The following is a 14,766-nucleotide window of genomic DNA, read 5'->3' on the forward strand; positions in this document are numbered from 1 at the left end:
ATGCGTGGTCACCTGCCTTGCACGTTCGGCAGGCGGTTCAGCCGAGCCACTCGGCGATACGCGTGGCAATGCGAGCAGGCGCCTTCATCCAGGCGAAATGGTCCGCCTTCGCACCATCGAGGTCTTCCGGGCCGATCACATCCAGCGTCTGTGCTGCACGGGGCATCTTATCGAGAAGAAAGCGTAGCGAGGGCTCGGGGCCAAGCCAATCGTCGCGCAGCCGCAAGGCGAGCACCGGCGCACGCTGCCCGGACATGGCAGCTTCTACGTCCAGGCCCATTCCCCGGGCGGCATAGCGCCCGGTTCTACCGCTGCGCGCCCAATCCGCAATGACACCGCGCGCCTCGTTTCCGCCGAAGCCAATCTGTCGGCCTGGCAGGCGGCCAACGATGCTGGCCAGCAACGGCGCGGCCACGTACGCCAGGCCTACCCAGGGGTGGAAGCGACGCCAGTACGGCGAGCCGCTGGCGACCAGCACGATACCTTTGACGGCCTCGACGTGGATCGAAGCAAGGATCGTGGCGAGCTGCCCGCCAAGGCTGTGTCCGCCCACATAGAGCGGGATGGCCGGGAACGTCTTCGCCATGGCCGTGAGGCTGGCTGGCAGGTCATCCCCAAGCAGTTCGCGATACCCCCAGTTGCACTGCCGGCTCGCCCGCTGGTCGCTCGAGCCGTGCCCGCGCCACTCGTGGATGCCCACGGCGATGCCCTGCTGCGTGAGGGCGCTGGCCAGGACTTCGTAATGTCGGGCTGCCACCCCAAGCGCGGGAACCCACAACACGCAGGCGCGCGGCGTACCCGTGGGGTGAAACAAAAGCAGGTCGGCGCGCGCACCATCCGTCATGCGCAGCGGTATCGCCGCGCGCGTTGCTTCCACCGGTTCACTCATGCGTTTCACGAGTCCCTGAAAATGGAAAGGCTCCTCCGGCGACAGGGGCCGGAGGAGCCAAGGTTCTTTCAACGCTGACTGGACGATGCCAGCCGCAAAGGCTTTACTTCGGCACGACGTTGTCGGCCTGCGGGCCCTTCTGGCCCTGGGTCACTTCGTACTCAACCTTCTGGCCTTCCTGGAGGGACTTGAACCCGTTGCCCTGGATGGAACGGAAATGCACGAAAACGTCGGGGCCACCACCGTCCTGGGTGATGAAGCCGAAACCCTTCGCATCGTTGAACCACTTCACCGTACCTGTTGCCATCACACACACCTCTAGACTCGCACTCGAAAACCCGGCTCGAAAAGCCGGCGACTTACTGGGCATGCAGGACCGGGTGAGGCGATGGAGCGTGATCAACGAACGCGCGCACATCGGGTCACTCGCGTGACCGCGCAGACACAGTACGAGTGATCATAACCACATTCGGCGAGGATTCTGTAGGGGAATGCCTACATAGGACGTTTTTTTGACACCCATCACGCACGTAGGCGTGAAGGAAACGCGAAATCAGGGATTTTCCTAGGAGCGCAGCGGAAATCTCGCGCAAAAAAAAGCCCGGCTTGCGCCGGGCTTTTCATTCAGACGGGTTGTCCGAAGGCTTAGGCCTTCTGGACTTCCTCAGCCTGCAGGCCCTTCTGGCCGTTGACAACCTTGAAGGAGACCTTCTCGCCTTCGGCCAGCGACTTGAAGCCGTTGCCCTGGATGGCGCGGAAATGGACGAAAACGTCCGGGCCGTTCTCACGCGAGATGAAGCCGAAGCCCTTCGCGTCGTTGAACCACTTCACGGTGCCGATTTCACGATCCGACATATGTAACACTCCAAACGGAATAACTAATTGAATAACCAGCAACTTTTAGACAGTTGCCGCTTACTGGTGTGCAAGGAAACGCGAGGAGCGAAGCGATGTGGCAGATCCGTGATCAGCGGCATCGGGTCAACGGAACTCTATGACCCCGGCAAACACAGCGGGCGGATCATACCTGTCCCCGCGGAAAATAGCGATGGAGCGCTTTGCCCTCATTTCCCGTTCGTGCTAACGCAATAACGTTACGTTCACCCGCCATCGGGCAAATCGTTGGTCGCGTCGCACCCCCCGGTGCGATTTGGCCCACCATCGACCAAGGCTCCGCAAGGGGGACCTACCACCATGAAGACCATCCTGAACCGCATTGCCCCGCTGGCCTTCTGCGCCATCGCCCTCGCTGCCTGCTCGGACAACAAGCCCAAGCCCAGCACCACCCAGACCGTGACGGCCACGCCATCGTCGACCTCGCGAACCGCGACCACCACCGTCACGAGCGTACCCGCGTCCAGGAAGACGACCAGCCCCGCCAGCCCCGCCGCCAAGGGCGGCCCCCTGCCTAACAGCACGGGGATCGCCGCGTGTGACGAGTACCTGGCGAGCTACAAGAGCTGCCACCTGGCGGCAGGCGTCTTTTCGCGCGACCAGATCGAACCCCGCTACGAAATGATGCGTGAGAGCCTGCTGCGCCAGTCGCAGGATCCCGACATGCGTGACCAGTTGCAGAACCGCTGTGTGTCGCTGTCGACGCAGCTGAAGGATGCCCTCCACGGCAAATCGTGCGCCGATACCCCCGCCCCCGCCTCCACGCGCTGATCAGCCCGCGCAGGCCAGTTTGAGTTGGGTGCGCAATCCTTTCGGTTGCGCACCTTCCACGGCAACGCGCGGCGTGCCATGCCATGCCGCGCATTCACATATCGCCGCTGCGATGCCCTCCACCAGGGCGGGTGAGAGGGGCACTCCCTCCTCCAGCCAAACACCCAATACCTGGAACAACCCGGCACTGCGGTGCGCCTTCGCATCCAGCCGCCCCACCAGGCGCCCACGGTGCAGTATGGGTAGCGCGTAGTAACCGTAGCGCCGCTTCGCGGCCGGCGTGTAACACTCGATCGTGTATTCGAAGCCGAACAGCTCGAGCGCCCGCGTGCGATCCCATATCACCGGGTCGAACGGCGATAGCAACGTCGTGCGCGTGGCGCGCAATGCGTTCGCGGCCGCCTTCTCCAGCAGGCCAACATGGCTCTCATGCACGTACGCCGGTTCGTCCCAACCATCCACGTCCACCCGCAACAGCGTGCCCTGGGCAAGCAAGGGCTCGAGTTCCGCGTCGGTGACCCTGGGCTTGAGGCGGTAATAGTCCGCGATCCACCGCGCCGGCGCGATGCCGAGCGCCTGGACGCTTCGCGCAATGAAATGCGCGCGCACCGTGTTCTCGTCCAACGTGCCCGCGGACGGCGGCTCGGGCCAACGTGCGACCACGCGTTCGGCCAGGTCATACACGCGCTGAAAGCGTTCGCGCCGGAGCACCATGAGCTTGCCCAGCGCGAACCATGCCTCCAGCCATTTCTTTTCAGGCTTCCAACCCCACCAGCCCTTGCTTGCCGGTGTGTCACGTTCGAAATCCGACGCCATGAGCGGCCCTTCCGTACGAATGCGCTCAAGCAGCGCATCCATGTCGGCCCGCGCTTCGGCGTGCGTGCGCTCGGCGAGTTTCTGTGCCCAGTGGCCTGCGCGCCCCAGCCGGTAGTCGCGGTGGTAATGGAATTCACCGGCGGGTACGAACGAAGCCTCGTGGGCCCACGCTTCGGCAAGCTGCCCGTCGGCCAACGCGTTGTCGAGCCATTCGTTGCGATAGCTGCCCAGGCGCGAGAACAGCACCATGTAAGGGCTTCGAGCGACCACATTGATCGTATCGATCTGAAGCATGCCCATCCGCGCGATCGTTGCCGCCACGTCCGCTTTTCGCGCCTTGCGCGTGGCGCGCTTCAGCAGGCCCTGCGCCTCCAGGTGCAGCAACTGGGCGGAACGGTGCGAAAGGCGAAACACGGGGCCTGTGGAGGGATCGTCGGATACGCGTGACGCCACGGTGGAGGCCTTCTGGCAGTTGGGCCACCATTAAATCGTTCCTTGCTAGCGTCGGCAACGATGTCACGGGCCGCGCCCGTTATGCCCCACCACGCTCACGAGAGGAGGCTTTCGATGAAGATGCAAGTACGCGCCGTTGCCCTGGGCGCTTCGCTGCTGCTGGCAGGCACGGCGTTCGCCCAGACCGTTCCCGCCGACCAGACTCCGCCGCCTCCCCCGCCCGGCCAGACCCTGCCCACGGATCCGTCGCAAGCACTGCCGCCCCCGCCACCTGGCGAGGCAACGCCACCGCCCCCGCCGGCCGGTAACGCGGGCATGCCACCACCGGCAGCGGGCGCACCGCCTCCGCCCCCGCCGCCGCCCGCGCCACCGGCTCCCCCGGCCCCGGGTGATACGGGCGCTGCCGGCATGACCAGCGGTACGTCGATGGCGACGCCGCAGGGTCAGGTGCAGGTCAATAGCGGGCCGGCCGCCCCCAAACCGGCCGGCCCGCCCCCCGATTTCAAGACGCTTTCGGGCGGCAAGGGTTACATCACGGCCGAACAGGCATCGGCCTACCCGCTGCTGGCGAACGACTTCCAGTACGCCGACAGCAACCGCGATGGGCGCATCAGCAAGGCCGAGTACACGAAGTGGGTGGCCCATTCGGGTGCGGGTAGCCAGTAACGCGTAACGGAGCAGGCGGGATTCGGTATCGCCGATTCCCGCTTGCCTTCCTGAACGAATGGGACGCTTGCACGCGCCCCATACATTTGCGGCGGATACACTCGCGGCTTGCCGCCAGGGCGGACGGCCAAGGAGTATCACCGCATGAAACGAATCCACGCCGTAGGCGCGGTCAGCGCGCTTGCCTTGCTGCACGCGGCGCCCACGCTGGCACAGAACCCGAGCCCGATGGATATTCGTGCGTGCTCGGCCATTGAAACCGACTCGCAGCGCCTGCTTTGCTATGACAAGGCCGTGGGCCGCACGCAAATGCCGCAGGCGGCAAAAAAGGAAGACGCCAAGGGCCAATCTGTCAGCGTCGATCTGGCCACGCGTGAATCGGGCAATGTCTCCCGCCCGTTGTCACTGCTGGATAGCCGGTGGGAACTGTCCCCCGAATCCAAACTGGGCACGCTGAACTTGCGTGGGTACAAACCCACCTACGTATTGCCGTTTTTCGCAACGAACAACCAGAACAACACGCCGCACAGCCCCGCGCCTGACCACACGGTATCGACGCCCCAGGAGCTGGATAACGTCGAGTCGAAGTTCCAGATCAGCCTGAAAACCAAGGCCGCGGAGAACCTGTTTGGCGATAACGGCGACCTGTGGGTCGGTTACACCCAGTCCTCGCGCTGGCAGGTCTACAACAAGGACAACTCCCGCCCCTTCCGCGAAACGAATTACGAGCCGGAGGCGTTGCTGGTATTCAGCACGCACTACAGCATCCTGGGCTGGGATGGCCGCCTTGCCAGCATCGGCATCAACCACCAGTCCAATGGGCGCGCCGATCCGCTATCGCGCAGCTGGAACCGCGTGGTGGCCGATTTTGGCTTCGAGCGCGAGGGCTGGACGGTCATGCTGCGGCCGTGGTGGCGCATCCCCGAGGCACGCAAGGACGACGACAACCCGGATATCCAGGACTACATGGGGCGCGGAGAAATCCAGGTGGTGCACGAGGTCGGCCGCAACGAGTTCGCCCTGACGGCGCGGCATTCGTTCCGGACGGGTGACCGCTCGCATGGCTCGCTACGGGGTACGTGGAGCTTCCCGGTGGTGAACAACCTGCGCGGTTATCTCGAGGTGTTCAACGGGTATGGCGAGAGCCTGATCGATTACAACCACCGGGCAACGTACCTGGGGGTGGGTGTTTCGTTGTTGGATTGGTATTGAGGCTGGGGGCGAGAATAGCCAAGGTGTGCGGCTTTACCGCTTTGTTGGCTTTATCGCGTGCAAGCACGCTCCTACATTGCCGATTCGTGCCTGTGTAGGAGCGCGCTTGCGCGCAATCACGCCGCCACCTTAGTGGTGGTGGCCGCCTTCGCCGTGCACGTGACCGTGCGAGAGTTCTTCCTCGCTGGCTTCACGCACATTGGTGATTTCCACCGCGAAATGCAGGGTCTGGCCGGCGAGCGGGTGGTTGCCGTCGACGGTGACGTTGTCCCCTTCGATCTTCGAGACGGTGACGTTGATCGAACCCTGGTCGTTGCGGCCCTGGAACTGCATGCCGACCTCCAGGTTATCAACGCCCTGGAAGGCGGCCTTGGGCACGACCTGGATCAGCTCCGGATGGCGCGGGCCGTAGCCTTCTTCGGGGGCGACATCCACCTTGAACTGGTCGCCAGCCTGGCGGCCTTCAAGTGCCTTCTCGAGGCCCGGGACGATGTGGCCTTCACCGTGGATGTAGGCGAGCGGCTCGCGGCCTTCCGAGCTATCGATCACGTTGCCCTGGTCGTCGGTCAGCGTGTAATGGAAGGAAACGACGTTGCGATTGCCGATCTGCATGAAATTCTCGCTCTGGGTAAGGGGGGATGAAGGGGGAATTCGCCTTCGCTGCCCCGTAAGGCTAGGGGAGAGGCCTCTTCGGTGCAAATCCGGGCGCCCGCAGATGCTGCGCCGCAACCCGCCGGGACCGCTCAATCTGCTAATTTCCCCGCTTTTCCCCCACCCCATCCGCGCGTCGCCGGGAGCACCATGTTCGACTGCATTCTGATCGCCAACCGCGGCGAAATTGCCTGCCGCGTGATCCGGACCTGCCGCCGCCTGGGCATCCGCACGGTCGCCGTGTACTCCACGGCCGATGCCGACGCCCAGCACGTCAGGCTGGCCGACGAGGCCTGGCCGATCGGGGGCCCCCGCCCCGCGGAATCGTACCTGCGGGGTGATGCCATCATCGAGGTGGCCAGGAAAGCCGGCGCCCAGGCGATCCATCCCGGCTACGGGTTCCTTTCAGAAAATACGGACTTTGCCCGGGCCTGTGCGGCCGCCGGTATCGCATTCATCGGCCCGCGCCCCGAGAGTATCGACGCCATGGGTTCGAAGGCTGCCGCGAAGGCCCTGATGGAAAAGCATGCGGTCCCGCTGGTACCCGGTTACCACGGCGAAAACCAGGATCCCGCCCACCTGGCCGCCGAAGCCACGCGCACCGGGTTCCCGCTCATGATCAAGGCGGCGTCGGGTGGCGGCGGCAAGGGCATGCGCATCGTGCGCGATGCCGCGGCCTTTGCCGAGGCGCTCGCGTCGGCCCAGCGCGAAGCGGCCAACGCGTTTGGCGATACCCGGGTCATCCTGGAACGCTACGTAGAGCACCCGCGCCACATCGAATTCCAGGTGTTCGGCGATACGTTTGGCAACATCATCCACCTCAACGAACGCGAGTGTTCCGCACAGCGTCGCTACCAGAAAGTGCTGGAAGAAACGCCCTCGCCGTTCCTGGATGAAACGCGCCGGTCACGCATGGGCGCAGCCGCGGTCGCCGCGGCACGAGCCGTGGATTACGTCGGTGCAGGCACGGTGGAATTCATCGTGGGCCAGGATGGCGAGTTCTTCTTCATGGAAATGAACACCCGCCTGCAGGTGGAGCACCCGGTCACGGAGGAGACCCTCGGCCTGGACCTGGTGGAATGGCAGCTGCGCGTCGCCGCCGGTGAGCCATTGCCGCTGGCGCAGGACCAGGTGACGGCGCGTGGCCATGCGATCGAAGTACGCCTTTACGCCGAAGATCCCGAGGCGAACTTCCTGCCTGGCTCGGGCAAGCTGGTGTCCCTGACACTTCCGGCGCCGTCACGCCATGTACGCCTCGACGGTGGCGTGGTGGCAGGCGATACCGTCACGATCTTTTACGACCCGATGATCGCCAAGCTCATCGTTTATGGTGAGAACCGCACCGATGCGCTCGAGCGCCTGCGCGATGCGCTGGCACACACCGAGATCGTCGGCCCGAAGTCCAACGTTGCGTTCCTCGAGCGGCTCATCCGCCACCCCGTGGTGGTCGAGGGCCGCATTGATACGGGCTACCTCGATCGCCACCTCGACGAGTTCCTCGCCGGGGATACGCAGGCCGGCCACACCGAGCGTTTCGCCGCGGCCGTCGCGATGCTGCTGGCCGACGAAAACGAACACCGCAACCCGGCTCACGATCCCCACTCGCCGTGGGGTGGCGCCGATGCGTGGCGGCTGGGTCACCCTGGCAAGCGCGTGGTCGCGCTGATGGAAGGCGATACCCGCCATGAAATCGACGCACACGGCCACGCTGGCCATTACGTGCTCCGCGACGGTGACACGACGGCCACCGTCGCCGGGGCCCGCATCGCTGCCGACGCGCTCTCGGCGCGTTTCGACGAGCAGGCGCGGCGTGTTCCGTTGGCTGCAACCGGCAACCGCGTGCGGGTGCACGATGCGGAGGGCCGTCGCTGGACCTTCGAACGCGCGCCCGCCTTTGCCTGGGCGGGGGCCGCGGGCGATACCGCACGCCATGTCGTCGCGCCGATGCCCGGCCGTATCGTGCTGGTGCGCGCCGCTGCTGGTGACTCGGTCGAAGAAGGCCAGGAGTTGCTGGTGATGGAAGCCATGAAGATGGAATTGGCCTTGAAGGCGCCGCGCGCAGGCCGCATCGAATCCATCTCGGCCGTGCAAGGCGATTTCGTGGATGCCGACAGCATCCTTGTCCGCTTTGCTGAATCCGCCTGACCGGAGCACGCATGAACGCCTCGAACCACGTCCGCATTGTTGAGGTCGGCCCGCGGGACGGCCTGCAGAACGAGAAGGCCATGCTGCCCGCCGCGGTGAAGATCGAACTGATCGATCGTTTGTCCGATACCGGCCTGCAGACGATCGAAGCCACCAGCTTCGTCAGCCCCAAATGGGTGCCGCAGCTGGCGGATGCCGCCGAGGTGTTCCTCGCCATTCGCAAGGTGCCGGGCGTGATTTACCCCGTTCTGGTCCCCAACCTGCAGGGTTACGAGCGTGCGCGCGAAGTGGGGGCGACCGAGGTAGCCGTATTCACAGCGGCCTCGGAAGCGTTCAACCAGAAGAACATCAACGCCTCGATCGATGAATCGATCGACCGCTTCGCGCCGGTCATGGAGCGCGCGCGTACCGATGGCGTCGCGGTGCGTGGCTATGTCTCGACGGTGCTGGGCTGCCCTTACCAGGGCGAGGTACCGGTGGCCGATGTGGTGCGCGTCGCAAAGCGCCTGCACGAGCTCGGCTGCCACGAGATCTCGCTGGGCGACACCATTGGCGTGGGCACGCCAGCCAAGGCGCGCGCGATGCTGCGCGCCGTCGCCACCGAGGTGCCCATGGCCGCGTTGGCCGTGCATTTCCACGATACCTATGGCCAGGCCCTGGCCAATATCCTCGCCTGCCTGGAAGAAGGCGTGCGCGTGGTCGATAGCGCCGTCTCCGGCACGGGTGGCTGCCCTTACGCGAAGGGCGCTACCGGTAACGTGGCCAGCGAGGATGTCGTGTACATGCTGCATGGCATGGGCATGACCACGGGCGTGGACCTCGACCGCCTGGTGCAGACCGGCGCCTGGCTCGCGGCGCAGCTGGGCAAGGACACGGCTAGCCGCGTGACCCGGGCCCGTACCGCGGCCTGAGGCGATACCGGATCGCGTGCAAGCACGCTCCTATAAAGGCACCGCGCGCGCCCTGTAGGAGCGCGCCCACACGCGATAAGCCCACGAAGCGGTGACGCCGCGCCCCCACCATGGCAGCATGCCCCCATGGCCTCCCCAGACCCCCTACTCCGCCCCATTGAGCCCCGCGACGATGCCCAGGTCGCCGCGGTCATTCGCGCCGTCATGCCGGAGTTCGGCGCCGACGGCCCCGGCTTCGCCATCCACGATGCCGAGGTGGACCACATGTCCGCCGCCTACTCAGGCGGACGCAGGGCCTACTTCGTGGTCGAGATCGACGGCCATGTGGTCGGCGGCGCGGGTATCGCCCCGCTTGAGGGCGGTGACGAAGAGACCTGTGAGCTGCGCAAGATGTATTTCCTGCCGCAGGCCCGTGGCACCGGCGCCGCATCGCGCCTGATGCGCCTGTGCCTGGATGCCGCGCGGCGCGAAGGCTTCACCCGCTGCTACCTCGAAACGCTTACCGGCATGGATGCGGCGCAAACGGTTTACCTGCGCCACGGGTTTACCCGCATCGACGCGCCCATGGGCGGCACGGGCCATTTCAGCTGCGACCGCTTCTTCCTGCGCGCACTGAACGATGGCGACCTCATCGTGGCGCCAAAGCCGCCATCGCTCGCGTTCGGGATCGATGATCCCGGCCGCGCCGATGTCGTGGCGCTGATCGAGCAGTTGCACGGCTACCTGTCGGACCTGGATCGTCACCCCGTCTCACCCGCCGTGACGGTCGAAAGCCTGCAACGGCCCCACGTCACCTTCATGACCGCGCGCGTCGACGGCATCCCCCTCGCCTGTGGCGCAGGGCTCGATCACGGCGATTACGTGGAACTGAAATACATGTACGTGCTGCCCGCCTGCCGCGGCATGGGCCTGGGCAAGCAGATGCTCGAAGCGCTGGAAGCCCAGGTGCGCAAGAACGGCGGCAAGCTCGTCCGTCTCGAAACGGGTACCGCACAGACCGAATCGATCGAACTCTATGAGCGCTCCGGCTATCGCCGCTGCCCACCGTTCGGCGATCATCATGCGCGTCCCGGAAGCATCTTCATGGAAAAGCCCTTGTGATCCGTATCGCCAACGAAGCCGACGCCGCCGCGTGTCATGCCATCTATGCACCGGTCGTTGAAACCAGCGCCATCACGTTCGAGACCGAATTGCCCGGCGAGGCCGCGATGCGCGAGCGAATCCGCTCGCGCCTGCAGAACCATCCGTGGCTCGTGTGGGAAGAAGCTGGCGAGGTTATCGCGTATGCCTATGCCGGCCGCTTCCGCGAACGTGCGGCGTACGACTGGATCGCCGAGACATCGATTTATGTGCACGAGAAGGCCCGCCGTCGCGGCATCGCGCGCAAGCTGTATGGCGTGCTGCTTGACGTCATGCAGCGGCAGGGCATCAACCAGGCGGTGGGCGTCATCACGCTACCCGGCGATACGAGCGTCGCAATGCACGAGGCCATGGGCTTCGCACCGGCTGGTGTGTGGCCGAAGGCAGGCTACAAGCTGGGCCGCTGGTGGGATGTGGGCGTGTGGAGCAAGTTCATGAGTGAGCCGGCCGTACCGCCGGTGCCCGTGATCCCCTTCGCCACCCTGGCCTCAACCGGCACGCTGGACGACCTGCTGGGCTGATTCCCCGTGTAGGAGCGGGCCGCTGTTTTGCGGCGGCGCGGCACCGCCCCTGGGCTGGCCTCGGCTAAACTGCGCCTCTTTACCCCCCGTTATCCCCGGAGTATCCATGCAGCTCGAACAGGTCAGGGCCATCATCACCGGTGGCGCATCCGGTCTCGGCCACGCCGTTGCCCAGCGCCTTGTCGCCGCCGGCGCCAAGGTCGCGCTTTTCGACGTGAACGAAGAGAAAGGCCAGGCCGCCATCGCCGCCCTGGGGCCGAACGCCAGCTTCCAGCGCACCGACGTGACCTCCGAAGAAGGCGTGGTCGCCAATGTCGCTGCGGCGGCACAGGCCATGGGTGGCCTGAACCTGGTCGTGAACTGCGCGGGCATCCTCGGCGCCGGCCGCGTGCTGGGCAAGGAAGGCCCCATGCCGCTCTCCACCTTCAGCACCACCGTCATGGTGAACCTCGTCGGCAGCTTCAACGTGGCCAAGGCCGCCGCGCAGCTCATGCAGGGCAACGCTGCGGGTGACGATGGTGAGCGTGGCCTCATCGTCAACACCGCCTCCGTCGCCGCCTACGAAGGCCAGATCGGCCAGGCGGCCTACTCGGCCTCCAAGGGCGGCGTCGTCGGCATGACCCTGCCGATGGCCCGTGAACTGTCGCGCTTCGGTATCCGCGTGAACACCATTGCCCCGGGCATCTTCTGGACGCCAATGGTCGATGGCATGCCACCGCAGGTGCAGGAATCGCTTTCCGCATCCATCCCGTTCCCGTCCCGCCTGGGCAAGCCCGAAGAATTCGCCGATCTCGTCGCCTTCCTCGTGGGCGCGCGCTACGTTAACGGCGAAACGATCCGCCTCGACGGCGCCGTCCGCCTGGCCCCGAAGTAATCCAACCCACCCAGCATCGAAGCCATGAAAGCATCCGAAGTCAAAAAGGGTAACGTCGTCGAGAACGACGGCACCGTGTACCAGGTGCGCGATATCGAGCGCAGCTCGCCCAGCGCACGTGGCGGCAACATCACTTACCGCTTCACGCTCTATTCCATTCCGGGCAACCGCAAGTTCGACCTGAGCGTGCGCTCGGAAGATGAGCTGAAGGAAGTCGACCTGGCCCGCCGCCAGGCGAAGTTCTCGTACATGGATGGCGAGGCATTCGTCTTCATGGATGACGAGGACTACACCCAGTACACGCTCGACCCAGCCGTGGTCGGCGATAACGCCGGCTACATCGTCGAAGACGCCGAGGGCTACTACGTCCAGGTCATCGACGATGCCCCCGTCGGTCTTCAGGTGCCCAGCAGCGTCGTCCTCACGGTCGTCGATACCGCGCCCGAACTGAAGGGTGCCAGCGCCACCAAGCGCAACAAGCCGGCCAAGCTCAACACCGGCATTGAAATCCAGGTGCCGGAGTACATCACCACCGGTGAAAAGGTGACGGTGAATACGCTCACCGGCGAATTCTCGGGCCGCGCCTGATGAACACCGCGGGGCAGAACGCCATCGTGCTTCTGCCCCGTGTTTTTGCTCGCTGTCCAGTCAGGATGACTCAGGCAGAATCACAGGCCCACAGGAAGGGCCACCCCACGCCACCATGAGCAACGGCTACTCGCTTCGCGCCAGCGTCATCGATACGCTGATCAAGACGAAGCGCCCCGATGTCCCCATGCGCGTTGCGCTGCGCAACACCGCAGCGGTCATCCTGCCGCTCGCCATCGGCCTCTACGCAGGCTATCCGCAGGCGGGCATCGGCATCGCGGCGGGTGCGCTCGATACGATGTTCTCGGATCAGCCGGGGCCTTACCAGCAACGGCTCAGCCGATTGTTCCTCGCCGCCCTCTCCGCAGGGCTGGCTGGCCTGGTGGGCTTTCTCATCGGTAGCCAGGTGCTGCCCATGGCATTCGCCTGCATCGTGTGCGGCTTCTTTGGTGGATTGCTTGTCGTGTTCGGGCCGGACCTCGCGCGCGTCGGCATGACCAGCATGCTTCTGCTGGTGATCTGCGCCGCCGTGCCTACCGATTTGCGCGGCGCCCTGGGAGGTGGGGCCTCGATCTTCGCGGGCGGTATGCTCCTTGCGGTCTTTTCCGTCGCAGCGTGGCCGCTGCAGCGCTACCTGCCGGAGCGGCGGGCGCTGGCCGGCGTCTATCGCGGCCTGGCCGACCTCGCCGCACAGCCGTTGCGCGAGGGCGAAGCGCCGGGGCTCACCGAGGCCATGAACGACCTTCAGACCACCCTGCTCGGCCGCCACCATGCACGGGGCCGCGCGATGGAAGCGTTCCGCGTCCTGCTGGAATTGGCCGAGCGCGTGCGCCTGGAACTGGTGGCGATGGCCGAGCTGGAAACACGGCGCGACGGCATGGGCGAAATGTTCCGTGCCGATGCGGCTCGCGTGTTGCGCGCGACGGCCGCCGCACTGGACGCCGCCGAACCGCCGGAAAAAGCGCAGCGCGCCCTGGCCACCCTGCAGGCCAGCGAACGCGCCCTCCTCGCGGCCGGTGCCACGGGCATGGGCCTTACCGCGCACATCCAGGCCTTGTCAGGGCAGCTTGCCGCCGTGGTGCGTAACACCAACTGGGCCGGCAGCCGCGGCGAAGAACGCGCGCAGCGCGAGGAAACCACGCTGCCGGAAACCCTGCGCAGTACCTCGCCCCTCGCAACGATCCGAGCCAACCTGACGCCGCACTCGGTAGCGTTTCGCCACGCCGTGCGTTGCGCGGTGGTGCTCACCCTCGCCTTCGTCGTGTCACGCTATTACCAGTTGCCACACGGCTACTGGCTACCGATGACCGCCGCCATCGTGCTGCGCCCGGATTTCGCGGCCACGTTCAATTTCGGGTTGCTCCGTGTCGTCGGCACCGTCCTTGGCCTGATGCTCACCACCCTCCTGCTTCGCCTCACGCCAGATGTCGTCTGGGCGCACCTTACGGTAATGACGGTGCTCTGCGTGGCGTTCCGTTATCTTGCCGGCGCGCACTACGGCATCGCCGTCGCCGCACTGACCGGCACCGTCGTGGTGCTGCTCTCGTTCGAGGGTGTGGACCCCTTCAATGCCATGTCCGATCGCGTGTTGAATACCGCGCTCGGCAGTGCCCTTGCCCTGCTTGCCTACGTCTTGTGGCCCTCGTGGGAACGGCACCGGGCGCGAACCGCGCTCTCGGAAATGCTCTGTGCCTACGCGGATTACCTCGATGCGCTGGTGGCGCCCGCCGATGCGCGTACCCGGCAGGAAGTGCGCAGCGCCACGCGAACCGCCCGCACCAATGCCCAGGCGTCGGTCGATCGCATGCGCGCGGAGCCAGGCACACCCGCGTTGCTCCAGGAACTGGCCGAGACGCTTTACGCCAACGGCAACCGCGTCGCACGCACCGGCATGACACTCGAAGCGCTGATCGAGGCCGGCGACATCCCTCCGGAATGGGAGCACGTCGGTCCCTTCATTAAGGAGGCTTCCGGGGAGCTCCGCCAATTGGGCCAGGCGCTGACCCACGCCGAACCGGTCGTCACGCCGCCGAACTTGCGCGAGCACCAGCGCACGCTGGTCGAGGCCCTTTCGCGCACGCAGGACCGCGCCCTGGCCGATGCGGTCGCCCGCCTCACCGACCGGCTTACCGATAACGTGGATACCATCGCGCACGTGGTTAACCGGCGGAGTACCGCCCCGGCGTGACGGCATGCTGCACCGCCAGAGGCGCGGCCGCTCCCGCCGCCCTACAC

General features: G+C 65.6%; 15 protein-coding genes and 1 pseudogene. 11 read left to right on the plus strand and 5 right to left on the minus strand.

Annotated elements, in window-relative coordinates:
• Positions 1 to 37: 37 nt before the first annotated feature.
• The 3 genes from L2Y97_RS15325 to L2Y97_RS15335 form a co-directional block, all read right to left on the minus strand.
• The gene (locus tag L2Y97_RS15325; protein ID WP_247428225.1) at positions 38 to 889 is read right to left on the minus strand and encodes an alpha/beta hydrolase family protein; all 852 of its coding nucleotides are present in this window, start codon (positions 887 to 889) and stop codon (positions 38 to 40) included.
• A 103-nt stretch (positions 890 to 992) separates the two neighbouring features.
• Positions 993 to 1,196 carry a transcription antiterminator/RNA stability regulator CspE gene (cspE, locus tag L2Y97_RS15330; protein WP_216161052.1) on the minus strand — a complete coding sequence of 68 codons (204 nt, stop codon included), beginning with the start codon at positions 1,194 to 1,196 and terminating at the stop codon, positions 993 to 995.
• A gap of 338 nt (positions 1,197 to 1,534) precedes the next feature.
• Positions 1,535 to 1,744 carry a cold-shock protein gene (locus tag L2Y97_RS15335; protein ID WP_036111834.1) on the minus strand — a complete coding sequence of 70 codons (210 nt, stop codon included), beginning with the start codon at positions 1,742 to 1,744 and terminating at the stop codon, positions 1,535 to 1,537.
• A 339-nt stretch (positions 1,745 to 2,083) separates the two neighbouring features.
• On the opposite strand from L2Y97_RS15335, the gene L2Y97_RS15340 reads away from it, so the two are divergent.
• Complete coding sequence (locus L2Y97_RS15340; RefSeq protein ID WP_247428227.1) at positions 2,084 to 2,554, plus strand: hypothetical protein; 471 nt, start codon at positions 2,084 to 2,086, stop codon at positions 2,552 to 2,554.
• Here L2Y97_RS15340 and L2Y97_RS15345 read toward each other — a convergent pair whose 3' ends face one another.
• Positions 2,555 to 3,823, minus strand: a complete 1,269-nt coding sequence (locus L2Y97_RS15345; RefSeq protein ID WP_247428230.1) for a winged helix-turn-helix domain-containing protein — start codon at positions 3,821 to 3,823, stop codon at positions 2,555 to 2,557. It abuts the gene before it with no gap.
• Between the two features lie 114 nt (positions 3,824 to 3,937).
• Here L2Y97_RS15345 and L2Y97_RS15350 point away from each other — a divergent pair, with 114 nt between their 5' ends.
• Both L2Y97_RS15350 and L2Y97_RS15355 read left to right on the plus strand, forming a co-directional pair.
• Positions 3,938 to 4,489 (plus strand): hypothetical protein, encoded by a 552-nt coding sequence (locus L2Y97_RS15350; RefSeq protein WP_247436991.1) that lies wholly within the window; start codon positions 3,938 to 3,940, stop codon positions 4,487 to 4,489.
• 144 nt (positions 4,490 to 4,633) lie between these two features.
• Positions 4,634 to 5,701, plus strand: a complete 1,068-nt coding sequence (locus L2Y97_RS15355; RefSeq protein WP_425492771.1) for a phospholipase A — start codon at positions 4,634 to 4,636, stop codon at positions 5,699 to 5,701.
• Between the two features lie 129 nt (positions 5,702 to 5,830).
• Here the strand turns inward: L2Y97_RS15355 and L2Y97_RS15360 are convergent, their stop codons facing one another.
• A complete protein-coding gene (locus L2Y97_RS15360) occupies positions 5,831 to 6,313 on the minus strand; it encodes an FKBP-type peptidyl-prolyl cis-trans isomerase (RefSeq protein WP_247428233.1) in 483 nt (160 codons plus the stop codon).
• A 189-nt stretch (positions 6,314 to 6,502) separates the two neighbouring features.
• Here L2Y97_RS15360 and L2Y97_RS15365 point away from each other — a divergent pair, with 189 nt between their 5' ends.
• The 8 genes and pseudogenes from L2Y97_RS15365 (at position 6,503) to L2Y97_RS15400 (ending at position 14,719) form a co-directional block, all read left to right on the plus strand.
• On the plus strand, positions 6,503 to 8,497 hold the full coding sequence (locus L2Y97_RS15365) for an acetyl/propionyl/methylcrotonyl-CoA carboxylase subunit alpha (RefSeq protein ID WP_247428236.1): 1,995 nt from the start codon (positions 6,503 to 6,505) through the stop codon (positions 8,495 to 8,497).
• A gap of 11 nt (positions 8,498 to 8,508) precedes the next feature.
• Positions 8,509 to 9,408, plus strand: a complete 900-nt coding sequence (locus L2Y97_RS15370; RefSeq protein WP_247428239.1) for a hydroxymethylglutaryl-CoA lyase — start codon at positions 8,509 to 8,511, stop codon at positions 9,406 to 9,408.
• Positions 9,409 to 9,534: 126 nt separating this feature from the next.
• A pseudogene (locus tag L2Y97_RS15375) lies at positions 9,535 to 10,023 on the plus strand (GNAT family N-acetyltransferase); the annotation flags it as partial.
• A 183-nt stretch (positions 10,024 to 10,206) separates the two neighbouring features.
• The gene (locus tag L2Y97_RS15380) at positions 10,207 to 10,509 is read left to right on the plus strand and encodes a GNAT family N-acetyltransferase (protein WP_247436813.1); all 303 of its coding nucleotides are present in this window, start codon (positions 10,207 to 10,209) and stop codon (positions 10,507 to 10,509) included.
• A complete protein-coding gene (locus L2Y97_RS15385) occupies positions 10,506 to 11,069 on the plus strand; it encodes a GNAT family N-acetyltransferase (protein WP_247428242.1) in 564 nt (187 codons plus the stop codon). The genes L2Y97_RS15380 and L2Y97_RS15385 overlap by 4 nt, the downstream gene beginning before the upstream one ends.
• Before the next feature lie 106 nt (positions 11,070 to 11,175).
• Positions 11,176 to 11,943 (plus strand): SDR family oxidoreductase, encoded by a 768-nt coding sequence (locus L2Y97_RS15390; protein ID WP_247428244.1) that lies wholly within the window; start codon positions 11,176 to 11,178, stop codon positions 11,941 to 11,943.
• A 24-nt stretch (positions 11,944 to 11,967) separates the two neighbouring features.
• On the plus strand, positions 11,968 to 12,531 hold the full coding sequence (efpL, locus tag L2Y97_RS15395) for an elongation factor P-like protein EfpL (protein ID WP_247428247.1): 564 nt from the start codon (positions 11,968 to 11,970) through the stop codon (positions 12,529 to 12,531).
• Between the two features lie 115 nt (positions 12,532 to 12,646).
• The gene (locus L2Y97_RS15400; protein ID WP_247428250.1) at positions 12,647 to 14,719 is read left to right on the plus strand and encodes an FUSC family protein; all 2,073 of its coding nucleotides are present in this window, start codon (positions 12,647 to 12,649) and stop codon (positions 14,717 to 14,719) included.
• Positions 14,720 to 14,766 lie beyond the last annotated feature (47 nt).

Source organism: Luteibacter aegosomatissinici (genome assembly GCF_023078495.1).
GTDB lineage: Bacteria > Pseudomonadota > Gammaproteobacteria > Xanthomonadales > Rhodanobacteraceae > Luteibacter > Luteibacter aegosomatissinici.

Coding starts and splice junctions, on each gene's coding strand:
- L2Y97_RS15350 (WP_247436991.1), top strand. CDS start 3,938: ATGAAGATGCAAGTACGCGCCGTTGCCCTGGGCGCTTCGCTGCTGCTG.
- cspE (WP_216161052.1), bottom strand. CDS start 1,196: ATGGCAACAGGTACGGTGAAGTGGTTCAACGATGCGAAGGGTTTCGGC.
- L2Y97_RS15340 (WP_247428227.1), top strand. CDS start 2,084: ATGAAGACCATCCTGAACCGCATTGCCCCGCTGGCCTTCTGCGCCATC.
- L2Y97_RS15360 (WP_247428233.1), bottom strand. CDS start 6,313: ATGCAGATCGGCAATCGCAACGTCGTTTCCTTCCATTACACGCTGACC.
- L2Y97_RS15355 (WP_425492771.1), top strand. CDS start 4,634: ATGAAACGAATCCACGCCGTAGGCGCGGTCAGCGCGCTTGCCTTGCTG.
- L2Y97_RS15390 (WP_247428244.1), top strand. CDS start 11,176: ATGCAGCTCGAACAGGTCAGGGCCATCATCACCGGTGGCGCATCCGGT.
- L2Y97_RS15380 (WP_247436813.1), top strand. CDS start 10,207: ATGACCGCGCGCGTCGACGGCATCCCCCTCGCCTGTGGCGCAGGGCTC.
- efpL (WP_247428247.1), top strand. CDS start 11,968: ATGAAAGCATCCGAAGTCAAAAAGGGTAACGTCGTCGAGAACGACGGC.
- L2Y97_RS15400 (WP_247428250.1), top strand. CDS start 12,647: ATGAGCAACGGCTACTCGCTTCGCGCCAGCGTCATCGATACGCTGATC.
- L2Y97_RS15325 (WP_247428225.1), bottom strand. CDS start 889: ATGAGTGAACCGGTGGAAGCAACGCGCGCGGCGATACCGCTGCGCATG.
- L2Y97_RS15335 (WP_036111834.1), bottom strand. CDS start 1,744: ATGTCGGATCGTGAAATCGGCACCGTGAAGTGGTTCAACGACGCGAAG.
- L2Y97_RS15365 (WP_247428236.1), top strand. CDS start 6,503: ATGTTCGACTGCATTCTGATCGCCAACCGCGGCGAAATTGCCTGCCGC.
- L2Y97_RS15370 (WP_247428239.1), top strand. CDS start 8,509: ATGAACGCCTCGAACCACGTCCGCATTGTTGAGGTCGGCCCGCGGGAC.